At 67.1% G+C, this 18707-nt stretch carries 16 protein-coding genes; 8 read left to right on the top strand and 8 right to left on the bottom strand.

Annotation, left to right across the window (positions count from 1 at the left end):
* The first annotated feature begins 3 nt into the window (after positions 1-3).
* Positions 4-204, top strand: coding sequence for a hypothetical protein (locus FHY04_RS04700; protein WP_183935592.1), 201 nt, complete (start codon positions 4-6; stop codon positions 202-204).
* 3 nt (positions 205-207) lie between these two features.
* Here FHY04_RS04700 and FHY04_RS04695 read toward each other — a convergent pair whose 3' ends face one another.
* Entirely contained in the window at positions 208-1635 is a 1428-nt protein-coding gene (locus tag FHY04_RS04695) for a dihydrolipoyl dehydrogenase (RefSeq protein ID WP_183935591.1), read from the bottom strand.
* Positions 1636-1741: 106 nt separating this feature from the next.
* Here FHY04_RS04695 and FHY04_RS04690 point away from each other — a divergent pair, with 106 nt between their 5' ends.
* Positions 1742-2368 carry a glutathione S-transferase family protein gene (locus FHY04_RS04690; RefSeq protein ID WP_183935590.1) on the top strand — a complete coding sequence of 209 codons (627 nt, stop codon included), beginning with the start codon at positions 1742-1744 and terminating at the stop codon, positions 2366-2368.
* Positions 2369-2416: 48 nt separating this feature from the next.
* Here the strand turns inward: FHY04_RS04690 and FHY04_RS04685 are convergent, their stop codons facing one another.
* From FHY04_RS04685 to FHY04_RS04670, 4 genes are all read right to left on the bottom strand, one after another.
* Positions 2417-4504: a glycoside hydrolase family 97 protein gene (locus tag FHY04_RS04685; protein ID WP_183935838.1), complete on the bottom strand. Its 2088-nt coding sequence runs from the start codon at positions 4502-4504 to the stop codon at positions 2417-2419.
* Between the two features lie 11 nt (positions 4505-4515).
* On the bottom strand, positions 4516-6132 hold the full coding sequence (locus tag FHY04_RS04680; protein ID WP_183935589.1) for an alpha-glucosidase: 1617 nt from the start codon (positions 6130-6132) through the stop codon (positions 4516-4518).
* Positions 6132-7970, bottom strand: a complete 1839-nt coding sequence (locus FHY04_RS04675; protein ID WP_183935588.1) for an alpha-amylase family glycosyl hydrolase — start codon at positions 7968-7970, stop codon at positions 6132-6134. Before FHY04_RS04675 ends, FHY04_RS04680 begins: the two co-directional genes overlap by 1 nt.
* Before the next feature lie 98 nt (positions 7971-8068).
* The gene (locus FHY04_RS04670) at positions 8069-10906 is read right to left on the bottom strand and encodes a TonB-dependent receptor (RefSeq protein ID WP_183935587.1); all 2838 of its coding nucleotides are present in this window, start codon (positions 10904-10906) and stop codon (positions 8069-8071) included.
* A gap of 236 nt (positions 10907-11142) precedes the next feature.
* Between FHY04_RS04670 and FHY04_RS04665 the strand changes: the two genes are divergently transcribed.
* Together FHY04_RS04665 and FHY04_RS04660 are read left to right on the top strand one after the other, a co-directional pair.
* Positions 11143-12180 carry a LacI family DNA-binding transcriptional regulator gene (locus FHY04_RS04665; protein ID WP_183935586.1) on the top strand — a complete coding sequence of 346 codons (1038 nt, stop codon included), beginning with the start codon at positions 11143-11145 and terminating at the stop codon, positions 12178-12180.
* Entirely contained in the window at positions 12177-13670 is a 1494-nt protein-coding gene (locus FHY04_RS04660) for an MFS transporter (protein ID WP_183935585.1), read from the top strand. The genes FHY04_RS04665 and FHY04_RS04660 overlap by 4 nt, the downstream gene beginning before the upstream one ends.
* A 36-nt stretch (positions 13671-13706) precedes the next feature.
* Here the strand turns inward: FHY04_RS04660 and FHY04_RS04655 are convergent, their stop codons facing one another.
* Genes FHY04_RS04655 through FHY04_RS04645 form a run of 3 tightly spaced genes read right to left on the bottom strand, consistent with a single transcriptional unit; the run spans position 13707 to position 15377 of the window.
* Positions 13707-14279 carry a DUF1190 domain-containing protein gene (locus FHY04_RS04655; protein WP_037529576.1) on the bottom strand — a complete coding sequence of 191 codons (573 nt, stop codon included), beginning with the start codon at positions 14277-14279 and terminating at the stop codon, positions 13707-13709.
* Positions 14280-14290: 11 nt separating this feature from the next.
* The gene (locus tag FHY04_RS04650; RefSeq protein ID WP_031440686.1) at positions 14291-14704 is read right to left on the bottom strand and encodes a DUF350 domain-containing protein; all 414 of its coding nucleotides are present in this window, start codon (positions 14702-14704) and stop codon (positions 14291-14293) included.
* 31 nt (positions 14705-14735) lie between these two features.
* On the bottom strand, positions 14736-15377 hold the full coding sequence (locus FHY04_RS04645; protein ID WP_183935584.1) for a DUF2491 family protein: 642 nt from the start codon (positions 15375-15377) through the stop codon (positions 14736-14738).
* A 305-nt stretch (positions 15378-15682) separates the two neighbouring features.
* Here FHY04_RS04645 and FHY04_RS04640 point away from each other — a divergent pair, with 305 nt between their 5' ends.
* Genes FHY04_RS04640 through FHY04_RS04625 form a run of 4 tightly spaced genes read left to right on the top strand, consistent with a single transcriptional unit; the run spans position 15683 to position 18613 of the window.
* On the top strand, positions 15683-16117 hold the full coding sequence (locus FHY04_RS04640; protein WP_221211644.1) for a YjfI family protein: 435 nt from the start codon (positions 15683-15685) through the stop codon (positions 16115-16117).
* A gap of 27 nt (positions 16118-16144) precedes the next feature.
* Positions 16145-16894 (top strand): PspA/IM30 family protein, encoded by a 750-nt coding sequence (locus tag FHY04_RS04635; protein ID WP_037529566.1) that lies wholly within the window; start codon positions 16145-16147, stop codon positions 16892-16894.
* Positions 16894-18081: a glutathionylspermidine synthase family protein gene (locus tag FHY04_RS04630; protein WP_183935582.1), complete on the top strand. Its 1188-nt coding sequence runs from the start codon at positions 16894-16896 to the stop codon at positions 18079-18081. Before FHY04_RS04635 ends, FHY04_RS04630 begins: the two co-directional genes overlap by 1 nt.
* Entirely contained in the window at positions 18074-18613 is a 540-nt protein-coding gene (locus FHY04_RS04625; RefSeq protein ID WP_183935581.1) for an ankyrin repeat domain-containing protein, read from the top strand. Before FHY04_RS04630 ends, FHY04_RS04625 begins: the two co-directional genes overlap by 8 nt.
* Positions 18614-18707 lie beyond the last annotated feature (94 nt).

Genomic DNA, 18707 nt, shown 5'->3' with positions numbered 1-18707 from the left:
GCGATGCGTACCATCTCCTCCGCCGTCGGCGTTCGTCTCTATCATCTCGACGATGCGCTCGAGGGCGGGGCGGCGACGACCTTGTTCTATGGCCCGCTCGGCGAGGCGCTGGCGATTGCCGCGCAGCAGCCCGAGGAGGTCCAGGCGGGGCTGTACATCGCGACCGAGAACGACGTTGTCGCCTATCTCGACCTCGACGACTGAGGCTCAGGCGCCGGCGGTGAAGCCGTCGTCGCGGTCGGCGGGGACGGGCGCGCTGACCGCCTTGCAGATCGCCCGGAGTGCAGGCTTCAGCCCCTCCTCGAGCGTCGGGTGATAGAAGGGCATGTCGAGCAGGTCGGTCGCGGTGCGGCCCTGCTGGATCGCCCAGGCGATCAGGTGCGCGCTGTGCTCGACCCCGGGGGCGGCCATCGTCGCGCCGGTCAGCCGGCCGGTGCCCGCCTCCGCATAGAAGCGGATCAGCCCGGCGTTGCGCGCCATGACCTTCGCGCGACCCTGATCCTCGTAGGAGGCTTCGCCGATGACGATGCCGTCCTGGTCGTCGGGGGTGATGTCGCCGATGACCGCGACGGTCGGGTCGGTGAACATGATCGCGAGGGGGACCATCCGCGGGCCGGGGGTGACGTCGGGGAACTGCGCGGCGTTGCGGCCGGCGATCATCCCCTCGGCAGACGCTTCGCCGAGCACGGTGCGGTCGTGATCCGCGTCGCCGGCGATGAAGATCGGCGCGTCGCCGCACTGCATCGTCGTCCTGTCGAAGACCGGCGTGCCGTGATCGTCGAGCGTGATCCCGGTGGTCTCTAGCCCGAGGCCCTTGAGCCGCGGCGGGCGGCCGGTCGCGACGAGCAGATAGTCGAAGCGGTGGGATCCCGACTGCTCGCCCGACCAGGACAGGCGGACGCCATCGCCGTCGGATTCCGCCTTCAGTTCCATTTCGAGATGGATCGGCAGCTCCTTGTCGAGGATACCGTGCAGCACCGCCGAAACCTTCTCGTCCTTCAGCGCGGCGAGGCCGGGCGACTGGTCGAACACCATCGTCTCGACGCCGAGCCGGACGAGTGCCTGGGCGAGTTCGAGGCCGATCGGGCCGGCGCCGATCACGCCGACCGAGCCGGGCAGGGTCGGCAGCTCGAAGATCGTCTCGTTGGTCAGGACGCGGTCGCGGACCGCGTCGAAATTGTCGGGGATGTTCGGGTAGGAACCGGTCGCGATCACGACGGCCTTTGCCGTGACGGTGCGGCCGTCGTCGAGGCTGAGCGTGGTCGCGTCGACGAAGCGCGCACGGGCCTGGACCTTCACGCCGTCGGGGAGCGCGTCGAGCGAGTCGCAGACGCCCGCGACGAACGCGTCGCGCTCGCGCTGGACGCGCGCCATCACCGCGGGACCGTCGATCCGCGGCTCGGCGACGATGCCGAAGACCGATGCCTGGCGGACCGCATGCGCGGCGTGGGCGGCGGCGATCAGCAGCTTGGAGGGCATGCAGCCGACGCTGGCGCAGGTGGTGCCCGAAAAGGTCTCGTCGATCAGCAGCGTGCGCGCGCCGTTGCGCCGTGCGTTGCGTTCGGCCGCGAGACCGGCGGTGCCTGCGCCGATGATCGCGACATCGCAGGTTAACTCGGGGCTGGTGTTCGGCATGATCGACTCCGTCTCCGGAGCATTCCGGTTATGGCAGCGAAACCTTCCAACCGCCTGACCCGTTCCGCATGCCGATCCGATAATCACCACGATCCGAGGACCCGCCATGCTGACCGTCCATCACCTGAATTTTTCCCGGTCTTTCCGCATCTTGTGGCTGCTGGAGGAGCTGCAGCTGCCTTATGAGCTGGTCCGGTACGAGCGCGACGCGAGCTTCCGTGCGCCCGCGTCGCTGAAGGCGGTGCATCCGCTGGGCAAGGCGCCGATCGTGCAGGACGATAACCTGACGCTTGCCGAGAGCGCGTCGATCCTGTCCTATCTCGATCGCAAGTATGGCGGCGCGCGGCTCAGCCCGCCCGAGGGCACGCCCGAGGCGGCGATCCATGACGAATGGCTGCACTATGTCGAGAGTTCGGCGGCGTTCCCGATCATGATGACGGTGATCGGCAAGATGATGGGCGGACTGCCCGAAGGCCTCGGCAAATTCTCCGAGCCCGAGGTCGCCAAGACGTTTGCGTATATCGCCGACGCGGTTGGCGAGGGACCGTATCTGATGGGGGCGAAGCTGACGCTGGCGGATATCCAGATGTCGTATTTGCTCGCGACCGCGGAGAGCGCGGGGCTGCTCAGGGACCAGCCGGAGGTGAGCGCGTATTTCGAGCGGCTGAAGGCGGTGCCGGGCTATCAGAAGGCGATCGAGATTGGCGGGCCGCTCTCGCCACCGCGGCGCTGACGGGTGAGCGGACCGGCGCTGCGATACGGCAGCGCCGGTCCCGCCGGCTCAGCGCGCCTTGAAGCGGATCGCCTGACCGCCACCGGGCGCGAGCGCGAGCGTCAGCGTGTCGCCCTTGCGGACGCGCTTCGTCTCGATCGTGATCGCGTGGCGTGCGGTCGTCTTGTAGTCGGCGCCGGGGCCGTCGCGGTAGATCTGCGCGGTGTAGGTCCGGCCGGCGTCGAGGAAGTCGAGCGCGACAGTGAGCGTCCGGGCATTCTCGTCGGTGACGCTGCCGACATACCAGTCGTTCGACTTGCGGTCCTTGCGCGCGAAGGTGACGAAGTCGCCGACCTCGCCGTTGAGCACGCGGGTGTCGGACCAGTCGGTCGGCACGTCCTTGATGAACTGGAACGCGGCGGGGTATTTCGCGTAATTCTCGGGCGTGTCCGCCGCCATCACGACGGGCGAATAGAGCACGACATAGAGCGCGAGCTGCTTGGCGATGGTCGACAGGAGATCGCTGTCGTCGGTGCCCTTGAGGCTGAGCACGCCGGGGGTGAAGTCCATCGGCCCCTCGAGCATCCGCGTGAAGGCGAGGTTCGCCTCATGCTCGGGCGGGTTCTTGCCGGCCCAGCTGTTATATTCCATCCCGCGCGAGCCCTCGCGCGCGATCCAGTTAGGATAGGTGCGGCGCAGGCCGGTGTCCTTGACGGGCTCGTGGCTGTCGATCGACACCTTGTACTTCGCGGCGGTGGTGACGACGCGGGTATAGTGGTTCACCATCCACTGACCCTCATGCCATTCGCGGTGCTGCGATCCGTCGGGATCGACGCGTTCGATCTGGCCCGCGTCGGTGACATAGCCGGTCTTGATCGCGGGGATGCCGTGATCGCGTGCAAAGGCGAAGGCGCGGTCGAGCTGGCCGTCATAATGGCTGGCCGAACCGCCGGTCTCGTTATGGCCGATCAGGTAGACGCCCTTCGACTTGGCGTATTTCGCGAGATAGCCGGCATCGAAATCGGGGGTCGGCGTGTCGAACTGCATCGCGGTGCCGTCGCCGAACCAGTCGCCGTCCCAGCCGACATTCCAGCCCTCGACGAGGACGCCGGGGATTTTGTTGGCGCTGGCGAAGTCGATATAGGTCTTCACATGCGCGGTGGTGGCGCCGTGATTGGGGCCGGTCGCCCAGCTCCACTTGCCGGTGATCATGTTCCACCAGACGCCGACGAACTTGCCGGGCTTCACCCAGCTGACGTCGCCGAGCTTGTTCGGCTCGTTCAGATTGAGCTCGATATGGCTCATGTACAGGCCGGGCGCGTCGTCCGAGAGGATCAGCGTGCGCCACGGCGTCGCGAACGGGCCGGTCCGCGTGACCTTGGGCGCGCCGGCACCGGGGGTCAGCACCGCCTTCAGCGTGTTGCCCTCGACCTTGGCGACGTTCATGCCGGCATAGTCGATGAGCGCGGCCTCGTGCAGCGCGACATGCGTACCGCCTGCGAGCTTCAGCGTGATCGGCGTCGCGGCGGTGCCGACATCGGCGAGCGGCGTGCGGTTGTAGAGATATTCCTCGCGGTTCCATTCGAAGCCGGGCTTCCACCAGGCGGTCGCGTCCTCGGCAAAGGCGAACTGCGTCAGCTCCTCGGCGATGTTGATCGTCTTGAAGTTAGGCTGGTCGGGGAAGACGTAGCGGAAGCCGATGCCGTCGTCCTGAAGCCGGAACACGACGTCGATCGCGCGCTGCAGCCGGTCGGTCTCGCGCAGGCGGACGCGCATCTCTGTGTGGTTGTCGCGGATCGTCTTCCACTCGCCCCAGGGCTGGGTCCAGGTCGAATCCGCCTTGTCGCGGGTGACGGTCTCGATCTTCAGATGCCGGTCGAACTTGGGGGCGTCGGTGAAGAGGAAGCCGAGCCGCGACGGCTTGACGATCAGCGTGCCCTTGCGCGTGACGCTATAGGTCGCATGGCCTTCGCCGTCGGTCGCGACGGTGACCGCTATGCTGCCATCGGGCGAGGTCGCGATCGCCGAGGGGATCGTCGGGACGGGCTGCGGCTTGATCGTCTCGTTCGTGGTGACGGCGGGCGTGGTCACCGCGGGGGCGGCCTGATCCTGCGCGATTGCGGGTGCGGTGGTCGCGAGCAAAGTCGCGAGGGTCATCGAGAGGGTCTTCAAGATCCGGTCCTTTCGACGATCAGCGCGGCATAGCCGCCCAGTCGTCCTATCGTTGCGTCGTTGATGCTGTCGCGGACGCGCCAGTGTTCGGGGGTAGCGGGGCTCCACGCGACGGGTGTCGCGGCCATGTTGAAGACGCAGAGCAGGATCTGGTCGCCGTCACGGCGTTCGAAGGCGAGCAGCGTGTCGGTGACCTCGGTCAGGACCAGATCGCCGATCGCGAGTGCGGGGATCGCGCGGCGCAGCGCGAGCAGGCGGCGGGTCAGCGCGAGGAGCGAATTGGGATCGCCCTCCTGCCGGTCGACAGCGAGCTCGGGATGGTCGTTACCGACCGGGAGCCACGGCGACGCATCGGTGAAGCCCGCATGCGGCGCATCGGCCCGCCACGGCATCGGCGTGCGTGCGCCGTCGCGCGACAGCGTCAGCGGCCAGTTGGCGATCGCCTCCGGATCCTGGAGCTGGTCGAACGGCACCTCGACCTGGGTCAGGCCCAGTTCCTCGCCATAATAGAGGAAGATGTTGCCGCGCAGGCAGACGAGCAGCGCGATCTTCATCCGCGCGAAGGCGTCGCGGTCATCGGGGCCGATCCAGCGCGAGACGGCGCGGGGGGCGTCGTGATTCTCGAACGCCCAGCTCGGCCAGCCCATCTCCGCATCCGACGGCCAGAGCGTGATCGCGTCGGCGACGGTGCTGGGGCGGAGGTCCGACGCGTAGAGGAAGTCGAAGCCATAGGCGCTGTTGAGCCGGGTCTGGCCGCGGGTGAACAGCTTCATCTCGCGGTCGCTGTCCGCGCCGCCGACCTCGGCCACGGTGAAGCGGTCGCCATAGCCGTCGATCAGCCGCCGCAGCCGTTCGAGGAAGGCGGGGATGTCGGGATGGCTCTGGTTGTGGACATGCGCCTGAAAGTCGAAGGGGCGCGTCTTCAGACTGTTGTCGGTGACCGGCGGATTGTCGGTCAGCGCGGGCTCGTGCATCGCGAAGTTGATCGCATCGAGCCGGAAGCCGTCGACGCCGCGGTCGAGCCAGAATTTTGCGGTGTCGACGATCTCGTCCTGCACGTCCGCGTCGTGGAGGTGGAGCTGTGGCTGTTCCTTCAGGAAATTGTGCAGATAATATTGGCGCCGGCGCGCGTCCCAGGTCCAGGCGGGGCCGCCAAAGACCGACTGCCAGTTGGACGGCGGGCTGCCATCGGGCTTGGCGTCGGCCCAGACATACCAGTTGGCCTTGGGGTTGGTGCGCGACGAGCGGCTCTCGACGAACCAGGGATGCTCGTCCGAGGTATGGCTGTAGACCTGGTCGATGATGATCTTCAGGCCGAGCGCGTGGGCGCGCGCGATCAGCGTGTCGAAATCGGCGAGCGTGCCGAAGATCGGGTCGACATCGCGGTAGTTCGCAACGTCATAGCCGAAGTCCTTCATCGGCGATGTAAAGAAGGGCGAAAGCCAGACCGCATCGACGCCGAGGCTCGCGACATAGTCGAGATGGCGGGTGATGCCGGGCAGGTCGCCGATGCCGTCACCGTTCGAGTCCGCAAAGCTGCGCGGATAGATCTGGTAGATGACCGCGCCCTTCCACCAGGGTCGGTGCACGGGCAGGCTCGTATCGTCGGGCATCAGCGGGTCTCCGCGGCGCAGACCGCATAGCCAAAGGCGGGGATGGTCAGCGTGACGCTGCCGGGGGCGGTCGCGCGCGCGGCGCAAGCGCCGGCGAGCGTATCGAAGCGGGTCGAGCGAGTCTCGACCTGGATCGCGCTGGTCAGCGGCTTTGCGCTGGTGTTGTACGCAAGAAGCATCTCGGCGCCGGTCACGGGATCGAAGCGCGAGACCGCGAACAGGCCGGGCGTATCGCCGCGCGCGCGGACGAGCGTACGGCCGCGGGTGAGCGCCGGGTGCGCGACGCGGAGGCGGGCGAGCTCGGCGATCTGGCGGAACAGCGGGTGGGTCGTGCCGAAGCTGGCGGTCGCGGTGGTGGCGTCGGTGCCGACGAGGCGGTTGTCGTTATAGACCGCGACCTTCGAGGCGAACATGTCCTCGCGCGCGTCCTGGTCGTCGCCGTCGCCGGCAAAGCCCTGCTCGTCGCCCGAATAGATGGTCGGCACGCCGCGCAGCGTCAGCAGCATCGCATGGCCGAGCTTGACGCGGGCCAGCACCTCGGCCTCGCTCGCATTCGGGTTGAGGCGGCGGACGTCGCGCGCGAAGCGGCCCTGGTCGTGATTGCCGAGGAAGGTCGGCAGGATCATCGCGGTGTCGGCGCCGTGCTCGTAGAGCGCGTCGCCGTCGAACAAGGCGGCGAGTTCGTTGGTGCCCTTGTTGCCCGCGACGACGTCGGTCACGCCCCAGCGGAAGCCGAAGTCGAGCACCGCGGGCAGCTTGTCGACGCGGGTGAAGCGCGCAAGATAGCCCGGATCCATCGTTCCATAGGCGACCTCGCCGAAGATGTGGAAATTGGGGATGCCGTTCGCCCTGGCGCGGTCGAGCATCGCGGGCGTGAAGGCCTGCCAGAATTCGGGGTTCACGTGGCGCGCGGTGTCGATGCGGAAGCCGTCGACCTTGAACCGGTCGATCCAGCCGCCAAAGATGTCGATCATGCCCGACACGACGCGGGGGTTCTCGGTCGCGAGATCGTCGAGGCCGGAGAAATCGCCCATCGTCGAACTCTCGTCGGTGAAGGTCGAGTCGCCGCGATTGTGGTAGTAGATCGGGTCGTTGAGCCAGGCGGGGACCTTCACGGTCCGTTCCTTGGCGGGGACATAGGGCGTGTAGGCGAAGCCGGGGTCGGTCAACCGCGCGAAGTTTTCAGGCGTGCGGACGGCGTCGCCCGCGAAACTGGGATTGATCGGCTTGCCGCGCAGGCCAAGCTTGCGCTGATAGGGATAGTTGGCGCGGTCGCGATAGGCGCAGGGGGTGCCCTCGGTGCATTCGCGGTACTGGATCACGTCGGCGGTGTGGTTGATGATGATGTCCATATAGACCTTCATCCCGCGCGCATGCGCCGCGGTGACGAGCGCGGTCATGTCGGCATTGGTGCCGAGATGCGGATCGACCTGCGTGAAGTCGGTGATCCAGTAGCCGTGATAGCCAGCGGATTCCTTGCCGGGCGCGCCCTGGACGGGCTTGTTCTTGAAGATCGGGCCGAGCCAGATCGCGGTCGCGCCGAGCGACTGGAGATAGCCGAGGCGCTTGGTCAGGCCCTTGAGGTCGCCGCCGTGATAGAAGCCCTTGGCGGTCGGATCAAAGCCGGTGACGCGGCGATCGCCGGTCAGGCCGCCGCGGTCGTTGGCGGGATCGGCATTCTCGAACCGGTCGGGGAGGACGAAATAGATGACCTCGTCCTGTGGCAGCCGCGCGCGATAGTCGGTGGCGGGTGCGGGCTTTGGTGCCGGGCCCGGGTCTGCGATGGCGGGCGAGAGCGCGAGCAACCCTGCCAGGATGGTGGCGACGCTCTTGATCATCGGATGTCCTTTTCGCACCGGAATTCGGTGACGGCGCCACCGGCGCCAGGTCGCCGTCCGCCGGGAGGACCCCGGGCGGACGGCGGTATTACAGGTAGTTAGAAGCGGAAGCTCGCGCCCAGATAGAACTGACGCCCGAAATATTGCAGCGTGCCCGTCTGTGCGGTCTGGCCGAAATAGGAGCGGGTCGGCTGGTCGGTCAGGTTGTTTGCCTGCGCGAGCAGCGTCATCCCGGCGAGCGGGCTGCCCTGCGGGAATTCATAGCTCATCTGCGCGTCGAACACGGTCTCTGCGGCGTTGGTCACGATCTGCTCGCTGAGGCCGAACTGCGGTGCGACGAACTTCGAGCGGTAGCGCATCGAGACGCGCGTCTGGAAGCCGTTCTTCTCGTAGAAGAGCGTCGGGTTGGAGACGATCTTCGACAGGCCGGGCAGCGACAGCGAGAGCGTGTTGCCGCTGATCGCGTTGGTGATGCTGACGTCGGACTGGTTGTACGAGATGTTGAGCACCGCGCCGAGGCCGTCGAACGGCGCCGGCAGGAAGTCGAACGTCTTGGTGATGGCGCCTTCGAAACCATAGACATAGCCGCCATTGCCGTTGATCGGTGCGAACAGATTGCCGGTCGTGACGACGCTGGTGAAGCCGGTCCCGGCAAGCGGCGGGGTGCTGATGCCGTTGGCGGCGAAGTCGTAGTTCGGGATGACGCCGCCGATCACGAAGCTGCGGACGTCCTTGTAGAAGGCGCCGAGCACGAGCGAGCCGCTGTTGCCGAAATAATGCTCATAGGTGGCGTCGAACTGGTTGGCGCGGAACGGCTGGAGCGCGGGGTTGCCGCCCGACCCGTCGAGCCGCGCCGCGGTGCCGCCGATGCTGACCAGGTTGGTGCTGATCGAGTTGCGGAAGTCGAAGAAGCGCGGACGGGAGATCTGGCGCGAGAGCGACAGGCGGGCCTGATCGTTCTCGGTCAGGCCGAGGATGAAGTTCGCCTGGGGCAACCAGTCGGTGAACTTGCGGCCGCGGGTGTTGAGGTAGCGACCGGTGGCGCCGTCCGAGATGGTCGAGGACGAGCTCTGGTCGGTATGGACGACGCGCAGGCCGATATTGCCCTTGAACGGCAGTGAACCGGCGATCGTGTCGAAGTTGAGCTGGCCGTAGCCGGCATAGGTCTTCTCGTCGATCGTGAAGCTCTGGTCCTGCGTGAACGCCTGGGTCTGGTCGACGACGCGGTCGGGCCCGAGCTGCGAGTCGAAGATGCTGCCGATATCGGCGACGATGAAGTCGGGGAAGGACGAGAACTTGCCCTTGAAGCCTGCGGTCGTCGAATTGGCGCTGGTCAGCGTGACGGGTGCAGCGAAGCTGAACGCGTTGAAGCTGGTGATCGTCCGCTCCGCCTTGCGGTTGCCATAACGGCCGCCGACCTCGAACGACTTGAGGAACGGACCGTCAATCTTGAGCAGCGCGCTGCCCGCGAACGCATAGAGGCGGTCGGTGTCCTTCTGCGGGACGATGTAGAAGCCCTCGAACGCGTTCGCGGCGGGATCGGTGTAGTTGGCGTTGGTCGAGAACGAGCCGACGTTGAGACCGTCGAGCTTGTAGCTGAGCGTCGTCGGCGTGGCGGTCGTGTTGCCGTTGTCGTCGAGACCCGAATTGTTGAAGAAGCTCGACGCGCGCGAATAGGAGCCGTCGGCGGTCAGCGTGAGCTGGCCGATGTCCTTCTGGACGTTGCCGCCGAAGGTGTAGAGCTTGTCGAGGCGGTTCTCGTTCTGCTGGATCGTGCGGGTGCGGATGCCCGAGGCGTTGCCGCCGACGATCGTGTTGCCGATGACGGTCGGGTCGATGAGGTTGCTGCTCGTCTGCTGCAGGTTCTCGACCCGGATGCCGCGGCGGAACACGTCCGACTTGAAGCGCGAATAATAGCCGTCGAGCAGGACGCGGAACGTGTCGGTCGGCTCATACTGGATGCTGCCGAGGACGCCGTCGCGGGTCTCGTTGCCGCCCGACTGGACCGCCTCGAAGCCATAGCCGATCGCATCGGCGCGGCCGTTGCCGTCGAGGTCGCGGATCGCCGGGCTGCCGTTCTGGCCGGTCGCGGTATAGTCATAGCCGACGAAGCGCGTCGCGACGTTCGCCTGCTTCAGCCGGGCATAGCCGACCGCGAGGCCGAGCGTGTCGTCGAGCAGCTTGGTCTGGATCGAGGCGCTGCCGCGATAGCCGAATTCGCTGGCGTCGGGGTTCTGGCCGGCGCGGTCGTTATAGACGCCGCGGACGTTGACGCTGACGAGCGTCTTGCCGGGGATGCTGAGCGGGCGCGCGGTGCTGAGCTCGACCTTGCCGGCGACACCGCCTTCGATCTGCGAGGCCTTGGGGCTCTTGTAGACCGCGGCCTGGTTGATGAGCTCGGACGGGTACTGGTCGAATTCGATGACGCGGTTGCCCGAGGTCGCGACCTGTTCGCGGCCGTTGAGCGTGGCGGAGACGAGATCCTGGCTGAGCCCGCGGATGTTGATCGCGGAGGCCTGGCCGCCGGTACGCTGCGAGGTGACGCCGGGCAGGCGGGCGAGCGACTCGGCGATCGAGACGTCGGGCAAGCGACCGATATCCTCGGCCGAGACGATCTCGGCGACGACGTCGAGGTTGCGCTTGACCGCGATCGACGAGCGCAGGCTGGCGCGGAAGCCGGTGACGACGATGTCGTCGCTCGACTCGGCTGCGGGACCGCTGCTCGGCGCGGTGGCGTCCTGCGTCGCGACGGTCGGGGCGGGCGTCGAGGGTGCGCTCGACACGGTGTTGTCGGCGGAGGCCGGGGCGGGATCGGTCGCGACCTGCGCGTCGGCGACCGACGCGGCGAAGAGCGCCACGGCAAGCGCGGTGCCGCTGGCCGATAGGGTGAAAAGGTGATGCGCGGCAGATGCCGGGAAACGCTTGGACGTCGTCATGTTCAACTCCCCTGAAAGCCCCGCTGCATCTTTCGCGCCGTGGGCCGTGTGTGGCGTTCCAATGGAATTCCGCCTCACGAAAGCCAATCAATCGACATACGTATTCAGTGCGGCCGTTCCGGCCGTGTTGCCGATTTGCCACGGATCGCGGGGGCCAATGCGTTGACGTTGCGGGCAAACTGGAGTGATGATTGCGACGGCGACGCCGTCCGAGCGCCCCCGAGAGGATCCCTGTCTTGAGTGCCCAGCGCAAATCCACGTCGTTCGACATCGCGCAGGCCGCGGGCGTATCGCAGCCGACCGTGTCGCGCGCACTCCGTGGCAGCCCGACGGTCAGCCCGGCGACGCGGCAGCGGATCGAGGCGATCGCCAAGCAGCTGAACTATACCGTCGACCGCAGTGCCTCGAACCTGCGCAGCGGCAAGACGCGGACGATCGCGCTGCTGCTGTTCCGCGATCCGACGCCCGACGAGACCGAGGTCAATCCGTTCTTCCTGGGCATGCTGGGCGCGATGATGGGGGCGTGTGCCGATCACGGCTATGACCTGCTCGTCTCGTTCCAGAATTTCTCGTCCGACTGGCATACCGACTACGAGGACAGCCACCGTGCCGACGGGCTGATCCTGCTCGGCTATGGCGATTATGCGGATTATCGCGCGCGGCTGGATCATCTCGTGGCGCAGGGGACGCATTTCATCCGCTGGGGATCGGTCCGGCACGACCAGCCCGGGCTGACCGTGGGGTGCGACAATGTCGCGGGCGGTGCGGAGGCGACGCGGCACCTGATTGCGCAGGGGCGGACGCGGATCGCGTTCCTGGGGGATGCGACCGACCATTATCCGGAGTTTTACGACCGGCACCGCGGCTATCTCGCGGCGCTCGCGGACCATGGCCTGCATGCCGATCCGCACTTGCAGGTCGATGCGATCACGACCGAGGAGGACGGCACGCGCGCCGCTCAGGCGTTGCTCGCGCGCGGGGTCGCGTTCGATGCGATCGTCGCGGCGAGCGACCTGATCGCTTTGTCGGCGATGCGGGTGCTGGCGGGGGCGGGACGGATCGTGCCCGACGACGTCGCGATCGTCGGCTTCGACGACATTCCCGCCGCCAGCCTCGCCAACCCGCCGCTGACGACGGTGGCGCAGGATACGGTGCTGGGCGGCCGGCGGCTGGTCGAGATGCTGCTCGCGCGGATCGACGATCGCCCGGTGACGAGCATCGTACTGCCGACGCAACTCGTCGTACGGCGCTCGTCGGGCGAGGCCGCGGCGTGACGCGCGAGAAGCCGCGTCAGGGTTTCTGGGGTCTGTGGAACATCTCGTTCGGGTTCTTCGGGATCCAGATCGGTTTCGCGCTGCAGAATGCGAATGTCAGCCGGATCTTCCAGTCGCTCGGCACCAGCGTCGACGATCTCGCCTTTCTGTGGATCGCCGCGCCGCTGACCGGGCTGCTCGTCCAGCCGGTGATCGGGCATTACAGCGACCGGACCTGGGGGCGGCTCGGGCGCCGGCGACCCTATTTCCTGGGCGGTGCGGTGCTGGCGACGATCGCGTTGCTGGGGATGCCGAACGCGCCCGTTTTGTGGGTTGCGGCGGCGTTGCTGTGGATGCTCGACGGATCGCTCAACGTCGCGATGGAGCCGTTCCGTGCGTTCGTCGGCGACATGCTGGGCAGCCGGCAGCGGACCGCGGGCTATGCGTTCCAGACCGGCTTCATCGGCGCGGGCGCGGTGATCGGCAGCCTCGCGCCGCTGATCCTGACCGACGTCTTCCACGTCGCCAATACCGCGGCGGGCGGCGGGATCCCGCCATCGGTGCGCTATGGCTTCTATCTGGGTGCGGCGGCCTTGTTCTGCGCGGTGCTGTGGACGGTGCTGACGACGAAGGAATATTCGCCCGACGAGATGGCCGCGTTCGAGCAGGATGACGGCGCAGTCGAGGCGGCGCCGGCGACAGCGGCACCGGCCGGATCGGGCGCGCGGCTGGCCCCGGTCTGGATCGCGCTGGGGGCGATCGTGATCGCGGCGGTGGCGCGGTTCGGGCTCGACAAGCCGGTCTATCTGCTCGGCGCCGGGCTGATCGCGTTCGGTATCGCGCTGCTGGTCAGCGCTGCGCTGGTACGGTCGGGCAGAGAGTCCAATGTTCTCAGCCAGATCGTCGGCGATCTTGCGACCATGCCGCAAACGATGAAGCGGCTCGCGCTCGTCCAGTTCTTCACCTGGTCGGCGCTATTCATCATGTGGATCTACACCACGCCGATCGTCACGCAGCGCGCGTTCGGGACGACCGACACGGCGAGCGTGGCGTATAATGACGGCGCGAACTGGGTCGGGGTGCTGTTCGCGGTGTATAACGGCGTGGCGACGGTCTGGGCGTTCGTGATGCCGTGGCTCGCGGGCCGGATCGGGCGACGCAATGCGCATATCCTGGGGCTGCTGAGCGGGGCGGCGGGGTTCGGGTCGTTCCTGGTGCTGCGCGATCCGCATGCGCTAATCGGGTCGATGGTGCTGATCGGGATCGCCTGGTCGTCGATCCTGACGATGCCCTATGCGATGCTGTCCAACGCGCTGCCGCAAGCCAAGCTGGGCGTTTACATGGGGCTGTTCAACATTTTCATCGTGCTGCCGCAGCTGATCGTGTCGTCGGTGATGGGGCAGGTGATGCGAACGGTGTTTCCGGGCGACCCGGTCTGGGCGATGCTGATCGCTGCGGGCGTGATGGGCGTCGCGGCGCTGGCGATGCTGCGGGTGCCGCGGGACGCCTGAGATACTGTCCTCCCCCTGGCGGGGGAGGATCAGGGGTCAGCCGCCGAAGCCGCCGCGGCCGCCAAAGCCGCCGCCGAACCCGCCGCGCGAGATCACCGAGCTGCGGGTCTGGACCCGCGCGGGAGCGCGCGCGGTGGTGGGGGTGAAGGCGTCCGAGCCGACCCGGGTGCGGCCGGTGACGTAATCGCGGCTGATGCGGCCGCCGGCGCCGCCATAATAATTGCCCTGACGGTCGCGGTACATCGGCGCGCCGCGATAGCCATAGCCGCCGTTGAGCGCCTGGCCGATGATGAACCCGGTCAGCAACGGCGTGAAGAAGCTGCCGCCGCTGCCATTGTTGCGCGGTTCGCACTGCGCGGCGCCGAACTGCTCCTCGCAGGTCTGCTTGTCCTCGAACCGTGGTGCGGTCTTGGCGGCGTCGGTCTTGGCCTGTTCATAGGCGGTGTCGCACTGCGCGGCGGGGATCGCCCCCGCCGAGCGGCATTCGGCGACCGAGGCATAGCTCTGCGCGTCGACGGGCTTGCCGCCGACATCGCCGTCGCAGGCGGTCAGCGAGATGCCCGAGCCCGCGATCAGGCCGGTGAGGACGATCGAGCTGGAACGCTTCATGTCTTTGCCTCTCAGTTCGTCATGCACGCGGCATTGAGGATGCCGACGCAGAGCGAGATGCTGCCCATATAGGTGGCGGCGGCGATATCGCCCCGCACGATGCGGTCGTGAATGTCGCGCATCACGAGGCGGCGGACGACGAGCGCGGCGACGATCTGGATCACGCCTGCGAGCACCGCCCACACCGCGAACTCGACCAGCGTGACGGTGTGCGTCAGCGCGGAGGCGAGCGGGAGGACATAGCCGAGCAAGGCTGCGCCCAGCGTGATCGCCGCGGCGGTATTGCCGTCGCGGATCAACGCCTTCTCGTTATAGGGCGTGGTCGCCTGGAAGATGATCTTGAACGCGATGGTGAAGAGCCCGGCCGCGACGAACGCGATCAGGAAGGCCGCCGCGCTGGCGCCGAAGCTGTAATAGTCGATCATCTGAATCCCCCGGAACGCTGTGGCGACGATGCTAGGCGCGGAACTCGCCGAGTTCCAGTGCGACGCCGAGCATGATCTCGAACGAGACCTCGCCCGCCTCATTCTCCTGGTCGATCGCGAGCAGCAGTTCGCGGCCGTCGTCGCCCGGCAGGTCGCGGCCGAACAGCATGCAGGTCTGGAAGATGCGACGGTCGACGATGCCGTCTCGGTCGTCGTGGAGATCCTCCCAGAAGGTCACCGGCTCCTGTTCGCTCGCCTCGGGGCCGAACCAGACGCGGTCATAGTCGGGAAGCCCCTCGGCGGTGAAGCTGCGCGCCTTGAGCCGGGACTTCCACGCCGGGCGTTCGGCGGCGGAGGAGGGGTAGGCGCTGTCCCAGGGCGCGAAGATCGTGACGTCGGTGACGTCCTGCCCGGCGCGGTCGTTCGAGACCGCCTGGAACATGATGTCGTCATCGGTGTAGAAGCGGTGGACGAACCCGCCCTCGTTGAGGTCGACGAGACCCTGCGCGACGATCACCAGCGTGTCGCGGTCGAACGGGAACAGCAGCTCCGACCCGAACCGGCGCCAGGCGAGCGGATCCACAGTCACCGTGCGGCCGAGCGTGACGTTGCGGATGACGGGAAGTCCGGAGCCTTCAAGCGGTTGCTTGCGGCCGAACAGGCGATCGAACATGCAATCCTCGCATCTGTGTTGACGGCCTGCATAGGGCAAAGCGGTGGCGGTCGCAAAGGGCGGCGGGGTGGGGTGTGTCCCGTCATCGTGTCTTTTCTCGTCATCCTGACGAAAGTCAGGACCCAGGGTAATCAAGGGCATCGCATAGTAACCCTGGGTCCTGACTTTCGTCAGGATGACGGAGTGGGGGAAGGGTGACGGGGCGAGCGCGTTGGGGCGGGTACCGCTTTCGCGAGCGAACGGCATAGCAAGGCTTTCCGAGACGTCCTATGTTGACGCACGAGCCACGCATGGGAGTTCTTGCATTGACCGACATCTGGACCGTCCGCAGCCTGAAGGCCGCGCTCGATACGTCCGAGCCTGCGAAAACGGGGGAGTTGAGCGTCCGTATCGTCCAGGGGGCGGATCCGATCCTGCTCGTCACGATGCACGAGCATGGCGATCTCGAACTGTTCGTCAATGTCAGCGAGGCGCAGGTCTCGGCGTCGACCCTGCTCTGGCCGTGTGACGAGCAGGAGGACCAGGCGGCGTTCAACGCGTTCCTGCTGAAGACGCAGAAGCTGGTGCCGCTGTCGAACTTCGGGATCGGCAGCGTCGAGGGGCGCGACTATTATGAACTGTTCGGCGAACTCGCGACGTCGAGCCGGCTCGACACGATACTGATCGAGCTGCGCACGCTGGCCGAGAACGCGATCGATGCGGCCACCGACCTGCGCAACGCGCAGATCCCCGCCGCCTGACCCAAAGCATCATACGGAGAGACTGGCATGGCCATCTGGAGCAAGATTTTCACCCTCGGCCGGGCGGGCGCGCATGAAGCCGGCGCGGCGGTCGTCGACGCGAACGCCCTGCGAATCCTCGACCAGGAGATCCGCGACGCGGACAAGGCGCAGGGCAAGGCGCGCGACGACCTGGCCGGGCTGGTCGCCCGCCGCCGGATCCTCGAGACCGAGGTCGAGAGCTTCCGCGCGCAAGCCGCGAAATACGAGGCCTCGGCGCGAATCGCGGTCGAGAAGGGCAATATGGACCTTGCACGGCAGGTCGCGCAGCGGATCGCCGATCTCGAACAGGATATCGCGCTGAAGAGCCCGCAGGTCGAGGACATGCGCGCCGCCGAGGAACAGATCCACACCGCGGTCGCGCAGACCGACCGCAAGATCGAGCAGCTCCGCCGCGAGGTCGAGGTCGTCAAGGTCAACGAGTCGGTGCAGAAGGCGCAGGCGACCGTCGCATCGGGGAGCATCGGCGCGGGCAACAAGCTGGGCTCCGCGGCGGACAGCCTTGCGCGGATCCGCGAGCGGCAGGCGATCCGCGGCGAGCGGATCAAGGCGGCCGGCGAGCTGGAGGATCGGCGCACCGGCGCGGATCTCGACGAGAAGCTGCGCCAGGCGGGGATCCTGCCGGGTCAGTCGTCCGCGGACGACGTGCTCGCCCGGCTGACCGCGCCCAAGACCGACCAGCTCGGGCAGACGCTGCGGCTCGAGCAGCGTGACGACAGCAAGACGCAGGACAACTGATGCGCCGGATCGCGGTCGACCCGCGCGGCGACTGGCGCGAACGGGCCGACGCGATCGGGTTCGTTTATCACGGCACGGCGGTGGGCGACGCGATCGAGCCCTATTGGGACGAGAGCGCCGCCTATGCCTTCACGCTGGCGGAGATCGAGGAGGATCTCGAACCCGCGGCCGAACAGATGCACGCGATGTGCCTCGACCTGGTCGACGAGGTGGTGCGCGACCAGCAGCTGATGGAGCGGCTCGCGATCCCGCGCGAGCAGTGGAATTATGTCGCGGAGACGTGGCGGACGCGCCAGCCGTCGCTCTATGGCCGGTTCGACTTCGCCTATGACGGGACGGGGCCGGCCAAGCTCTACGAATATAATGCCGACACGCCGACATCGGTGTTCGAATGCGCGACGTTCCAATGGATGTGGCTGGAGGACCTGCTCGCGAGCGGGGCGATGCCGGCGGGGACTGACCAGTTCAACAGCCTGTTCGACAAGCTGCGCGAACGGTTCCGCGCGCTGTTCCCGAGCGGGGGTTTCGTCCATTTCGCAGCGGACGCGACCGCGATCGAGGACCGCCAGACCGTGCGGTTCTTCGAGGATCTGGCCAGCCAGGTCGGAATCGAGCCGAAGTTCGTCGAGATGAAGGATATCGGCCTCGCTGCCGATGGCCGGTTCGTCGATCCCGAAGGCTTCGAGGTGCAGGCGGCGTTCAAGCTCTATCCCTGGGAGTTCATGCTGCGCGAACCCTATGCGCCGAACCTGTCGCGTGCGGACGTGCGCTGGATCGAGCCGGCGTGGAAATCGATCCTGTCGAACAAGGGCATCCTGCCGCTGCTGTGGGAGCGGCATCCCGGGCATCCGAACCTGTTGCCGGCGTATTTCGACGGCGATCCGGCGGCGACGATCCTGGGGCCGCGCCATGTCCGCAAGCCATTATTCTCGCGCGAGGGCGCCAATGTCGAGATCGTCGGCGGGGAGGGCGGCACGCCCGCCATTCTCGACCAGGGCTATGGTGCCGAAGGGGCGATCCTCCAGGCCTATGCGCCGCCGCCGGTGTTCGACGGGCGGCATCCGGTGATCGGCGCGTGGATCGTCGGCAACGAAGCCGCGGGGATCGGCGTTCGGGAGGATGAGACGGTGGTGACGCGCAACATGGCGCGGTTCGTCCCGCATATCATCGAGGCGAATGATGACTGACGTACGCGAGCTGCCCCCGTTGCCGCCGATCGAGCGGCTGGTCGAGCTTATGTTCGATGCCGCGCGGATGGGGCGGGACGAGATGATCCCGGCGCTCCTGCAGGCCGGGGTCGATATCGAGGTGACCGATGCGCGGGGGTACACCCCCCTCGTGCTGGCGAGCTACAATGCGCAGGAGTCGACGACGCGGCTGCTGCTCGACGCGGGCGCGCTAGTCGATGGCGATCCGGTGAGCACCGCCAATACCGCGCTGATGGGGGTGTGCTTCAAGGGCTATACGCCGATCGCGCGGATGCTGATCGCGGCAGGGGCGGACGTGAACCGGCGCAACGGTGTCGGGCAGACCGCGCTGATGATGGCGGCGTTGTTCAATCAGGGGGCGATCATCGACCTGCTGATCGAGGAGGGTGCGGATCCGGCGGTGGTCGATGCGGCGGGGAACAGCATGGCGTCGCTGGCGATGTCGCAGGGGAATGCGGCGCTGGCGGCGCGGTTTGGCGAGGGTTCGCACGGGTCGGGATCCGTCGCCTGAACCTCGTCATCCTGACGAACGTCAGGACCTAGAGCCACAAAGGTGCCGGTTGGTACTCTGGGTCCTGACTTTCGTCAGGATGACGAAGAGGGGC

Origin of the sequence: Sphingomonas sp. BK481 (assembly GCF_014194875.1) — a bacterium.
Lineage (GTDB): Bacteria > Pseudomonadota > Alphaproteobacteria > Sphingomonadales > Sphingomonadaceae > Sphingomonas > Sphingomonas aerolata.
The sequence above is the reverse complement of the archived record's forward strand: the minus strand, read 5'-3'. Positions and strand labels throughout refer to the sequence as shown.

Bases quoted from the DNA above. Each gene is read 5' to 3' on its own strand.
- FHY04_RS04700 (WP_183935592.1), top strand. From the start codon at position 4: ATGCGTACCATCTCCTCCGCCGTCGGCGTTCGTCTCTATCATCTCGAC.
- FHY04_RS04695 (WP_183935591.1), bottom strand. From the start codon at position 1,635: ATGCCGAACACCAGCCCCGAGTTAACCTGCGATGTCGCGATCATCGGC.
- FHY04_RS04690 (WP_183935590.1), top strand. From the start codon at position 1,742: ATGCTGACCGTCCATCACCTGAATTTTTCCCGGTCTTTCCGCATCTTG.
- FHY04_RS04685 (WP_183935838.1), bottom strand. From the start codon at position 4,504: ATGACCCTCGCGACTTTGCTCGCGACCACCGCACCCGCAATCGCGCAG.
- FHY04_RS04680 (WP_183935589.1), bottom strand. From the start codon at position 6,132: ATGCCCGACGATACGAGCCTGCCCGTGCACCGACCCTGGTGGAAGGGC.
- FHY04_RS04675 (WP_183935588.1), bottom strand. From the start codon at position 7,970: ATGATCAAGAGCGTCGCCACCATCCTGGCAGGGTTGCTCGCGCTCTCG.
- FHY04_RS04670 (WP_183935587.1), bottom strand. From the start codon at position 10,906: ATGACGACGTCCAAGCGTTTCCCGGCATCTGCCGCGCATCACCTTTTC.
- FHY04_RS04655 (WP_037529576.1), bottom strand. From the start codon at position 14,279: ATGAAGCGTTCCAGCTCGATCGTCCTCACCGGCCTGATCGCGGGCTCG.
- FHY04_RS04650 (WP_031440686.1), bottom strand. From the start codon at position 14,704: ATGATCGACTATTACAGCTTCGGCGCCAGCGCGGCGGCCTTCCTGATC.
- FHY04_RS04645 (WP_183935584.1), bottom strand. From the start codon at position 15,377: ATGTTCGATCGCCTGTTCGGCCGCAAGCAACCGCTTGAAGGCTCCGGA.
- FHY04_RS04635 (WP_037529566.1), top strand. From the start codon at position 16,145: ATGGCCATCTGGAGCAAGATTTTCACCCTCGGCCGGGCGGGCGCGCAT.
- FHY04_RS04630 (WP_183935582.1), top strand. From the start codon at position 16,894: ATGCGCCGGATCGCGGTCGACCCGCGCGGCGACTGGCGCGAACGGGCC.
- FHY04_RS04625 (WP_183935581.1), top strand. From the start codon at position 18,074: ATGACTGACGTACGCGAGCTGCCCCCGTTGCCGCCGATCGAGCGGCTG.